This window comes from Thermococcus sp. (assembly GCF_027008145.1).
GTDB lineage: Archaea > Methanobacteriota_B > Thermococci > Thermococcales > Thermococcaceae > Thermococcus.
The window spans coordinates 1-4,068 of sequence record NZ_JALTCZ010000201.1; the positions used below are offsets into that span (position 1 = coordinate 1).

Annotated in this window: 4 protein-coding genes; 2 read left to right on the plus strand and 2 right to left on the minus strand. The window is 57.2% G+C overall.

The features are described from left to right. A partial coding sequence (locus tag MVD07_RS10175; RefSeq protein ID WP_297501742.1) for a TIGR00703 family protein occupies positions 1–553 on the plus strand: 553 nt, incomplete at its 5' end. Between the two features lie 47 nt (positions 554–600). After that, positions 601–1,962: a glycerate kinase gene (locus MVD07_RS10180; protein WP_297501745.1), complete on the plus strand. Its 1,362-nt coding sequence runs from the start codon at positions 601–603 to the stop codon at positions 1,960–1,962. Here MVD07_RS10180 and MVD07_RS10185 read toward each other — a convergent pair. Then, positions 1,956–3,140, minus strand: coding sequence for a glycosyltransferase 87 family protein (locus MVD07_RS10185; RefSeq protein ID WP_297501748.1), 1,185 nt, complete (start codon positions 3,138–3,140; stop codon positions 1,956–1,958). The genes MVD07_RS10180 and MVD07_RS10185 overlap by 7 nt on opposite strands. Positions 3,141–3,271: 131 nt before the next feature. Then, the coding region (locus MVD07_RS10190) for a radical SAM protein (RefSeq protein ID WP_297501751.1) at positions 3,272–4,068 on the minus strand (797 nt) is incomplete at its 5' end.

Below are 4,068 nucleotides of genomic sequence, written 5' to 3' on the forward strand. Positions count from 1 at the left end.
AAGGGAGGCCTACTTCGTCTCGAGAGCCGGAACGAGGGAGGAGGGAGAAACCTACACCGAGGGCGGGAAGGAGTACCACATCACCGAGACCCAGAGGGCGCTCCCGGCGAACTCAAAGCTCCTCGCTAGGATAATCATCGAGAGGGGAAGGCCCTACCTGGAGTTCTGGCTTGACACCGAGGATGAAACGTTCCCGCTCGCCAAGGAGGATCCAAGGGTCATCCTCAACCGCTTCTGGACAGAGAAGAAGCTCAAACAGCTCGTAAAGCACCTCGTCATCGTTGGACTCACCACAGATTTCTACAAGAGCCGCGTTGAAGAACCCTCCACCCCTCTGCCCTACGAGGATTATCCGCCGAAGGTCAGGCGCGTCCTCCGCGAAGTCAGGGACGTCCACCGCGACATGACCGGCTTCGGCAGGTTCATCTTCCAGTACTTCGGCGAGTCCAAGAAAGAGACCTACTACCGCCTCTGGTGGCTGTTGCCGACGATACACCTCTTTGACGTCGAGGTTTCCAACGAGGTCGATAAGGTCTTGGCCATGCTCGACTGATTTTTCATGCTCGACTGATTTTTAAGGCCTTTCCCCCATTCTCCCCCATGCCGTCCAAACTGTCCAAAGCAAAAGCCGACGCCCTCTCCATACTCGACGCCGCGCTGAAGGCCGCCGACCCCTACCTCGCGGTGAGGAACGCGGTTGAGGTCGAAGGAGATATTCTCCGGATTTTCGGCGAGGAGTTTGAGAGTAGGGGAAGGGTTTACCTTCTCGCCCTCGGAAAGGCCGCCTGCGCCATGAGCAGGGCCGTTGCTGACCTTCTCGGGGAACGCATTGAAGGGGGCGTGATAGTTACCAAATACGGCTACGCTGAGAACTGCCCGGATATTCCAAACATCCGGGTTATCGAGGCCGGCCATCCAGTTCCAGACGAGAACTCCCTTTTGGCCGGAAAGTTCGGCGTCGAGCTGGCAAAAAAGGTCGGACCGGAGGATATAATCATCGTCCTCATCTCGGGAGGCGGTTCTGCGCTCTTCCTCCTTCCGGAGGAGGGAATAAGTCTTGGGGACAAAATCCGGACGAACGAGCTTTTACTCAAAAGCGGGGCTAAGATAGCTGAGATAAACACCGTGAGAAAGCACATCTCCGCGGTGAAGGGCGGAAAGCTCGCGAAACGCGTTAGGGGGATGGTGATAAGCTTAATCCTCTCCGACGTCGTCGGCGACCCGCTCGAGGCCATAGCCTCCGGACCCACCGTAAAGGACCCCACGACGTTCCAAGATGCCTACAGGATTCTGAAGCTCTACAACGTCTGGGAAAAGTTGCCGGAGAGCGTTAGGCGGCACATCGAGCGCGGTTTGAGGGGAGAAGCCGAGGAGACGCTGAAGGAGGACTTGCCAAACGCCCACAACTTCATCGTGGGGAGCAACTCCCTGGCGTGCGAGGCGGCGAAGAGAAAGGCGGAGGAGCTTGGATACAACCCCGAAATCCTGACGACCACATTGGAGGGCGAGGCGAGGGAGGTGGCGCTTGCAGTAGGCTCCATTGTTGAGGAGATAGCGGGATACGACCGCCCCCTCAGAAAACCGGCCGTTCTGATAGCTGGGGGCGAGTGGACGGTGACGATAGAGGGAGAAGCTGGCCTCGGCGGCCCGAACCAGGAGTTCGCCCTGAGTGTCGCCCGTAAAATAGCGGGCCTCAAGGTGGTCATCTTGGCGGCTGATAGCGACGGAACCGATGGGCCGACCGACGCCGCTGGGGGAATAGTTGACGGAGAAACCCTTGAAAAGCTGAAAAAAGCTGGAATCGATGTTGGGGAAGCCTTAAAGCGTCACGACTCCTACCGCGCACTCGAAAGGGTTGGCGCTCTCCTGAAGACCGGTCCAACTGGAACGAACGTTAACTCGCTGGTGATCGCGGTTGTGCCGGATTCGGCAGTTCATTCCAGGAACCCACGTGATTATTGACCTCGCGGCTTGAACGGCACTAATCCGAGAGACCTCAGCAGTGTTCTCAAAACTGGAATGTATAGGATGAAGCCTATCAGCTTGGACAGTCCATCGACCCACGTCCCGTCCAGTCCGCAGACCGGGGGAATCCAGAGGGTTGACGGGGCAACGTGGAGGGGAATCAAGGACTTCGCTAAGTCCAGTGAGAGCACCGCACCCGAGAGCGCCAACAGGGTCCATTCCCAGAAGCCGATGTCCAAAACGGACAGCAGGGCAAAGTACTGGATGTTGACGACCTTACTCAAAGTGAGGAAGAGCGCCGCTGTCGTTCCGAGGGTTTCTTCCGCTTCTTTTCTCCCGAGAAATGCGTCGAGTGAAACTTTGAGCAGGCCGAGGGCGAGCGGGAGGACCAAGACGATTCCCAGCAGCTCAACGCTGTGTGTCCCTCCGTGAGTGACAGTGCCTTTTGGGAGGCCGGCAGCGCTGTTCCAGAGAATATAAGCGGCATCTCCAAGCATTTTGAGGCCTAATAAGCCGTAGTTTGAGGGAACCCTGCCCAGGTGGAAAATCAGCGTTGAGTTTATGAAACCTTCGGGGCTTCTAAGGAGAAAGGGACCGGCCACTAAGGCGGAAACGAGGGACGCCGAAATAGTGTATTCGGCGATCTTCCTTGGGAATTTGACTGAGAGGAGCAGGGGGAGCAGGATTACGGCCGTGTACTGTTTTGTCAGAACTGAGAGGGCGCCTAAAACCCCTGCCGTGATAGCCCGGCCTTCCCTGAGGTATAGATAGGACTCAAGCATCAGGGCAACGCACAGGGTATCGAAGTTCCCCCTCAGCGTGGCGGTGTAGAGGAAATAGGGGTTGAGCCACACGAAGGCCAGGGTTCTCCTATTGCTCCATCCGAGCTTCCTCAAGACGTGCGTCAGGAGAGCCATCCCGAGGAGCGCTGGAATCTTCACAAAGAGCCTTTCGGCCAGGGGGCCGGGGTGGAGGGCGTAGAATGGGGCCACGATCAGGAACGGAAGTGGTGGATACACGTACCACCGGTACTCGGGACTGCACAGCGGCCGCTCGCACCATTCGTAGGGGCTTACTCCACTTTCCGCGAACTTCTTAGCCGAGATGGCAAGGACGTGGATGTCGAGATAGTAGTAACCCATGAACAGGAGCAACAGGTTGACTGCCGCCGCCAAGACGAGTAACCACTTATCAAGAGCTTCAAAAGGGGCAGTTCTCGCGGTTCTAATGGCTTTGGCCGGATTTTTAAACCGCCTGAGGCGCACCCGTTGGACCCCCGTCTGCTGGTGTTGATGACATAAGGCGTTTAAAGCTCCACTAACTCCCAGCCCCTCTGGTGGGTCTCTATCCCCTCTGCCTTCACGCCGAGGCTTTTAATCTCTTCCCTCAAACCCAGAATGAACTCCCGGAACCTGCCGCGGTCGGTTAAAACTCCGTAGCTCTCGGGGTATTCCCCGCGGAGGAGTTCCTGAAACTCCTTTCCTGCCGCCCTGAGGTTGAGCATCTCAAAGAAGTAGTAGTCCACAAAGCCCCTCGTGTCCTCCACGATGGCCGATACGTCAGTTACCCCGGGAATTATAGGGCTGACGAAGGCGTAAGTTCTCAGTCCTGCCTCCTTCAGCTCCCTCAGGGCGTTCACCCTTGCCTCGTGAATCGGGGTGAGGGGTTCAAAAAGCCTTTTCGCCCTCCCGGTGAAGCCTTTTATCGTCAGACCGACCTCTATCGAGCGAAAGAGCTTAAAGAGGTCGATATCGCGCGTAATGAGAGGCGACTTCGTCAGAATAATTAGCTCGTTTCTCTTGTCCATGTAGCGGAGAACCCGTCTCGTCAGCCTCAGCTCGGCCTCCAACGGCTGATAGGGGTCGCTCACGGTGGACATAACGATTTTTCCTGCGACGCGCTTTCTGGCGAGATCAGGCGCGTTGGTCTTCACCTCGACCCAGCTCCCCCACTCGCCGTAGTCCTTCCACCGGGTTAAAAAGCGGGCGTAGCAGTATTTGCAGGCGAAGGCGCAGCCGACGTACTGGTTCAGGCTCCAGTCCACGCCGGGAATCCTCGAGCGGGTGTAGATGCCCTTCGCCTTTCTCTCGACGACCCTAACCC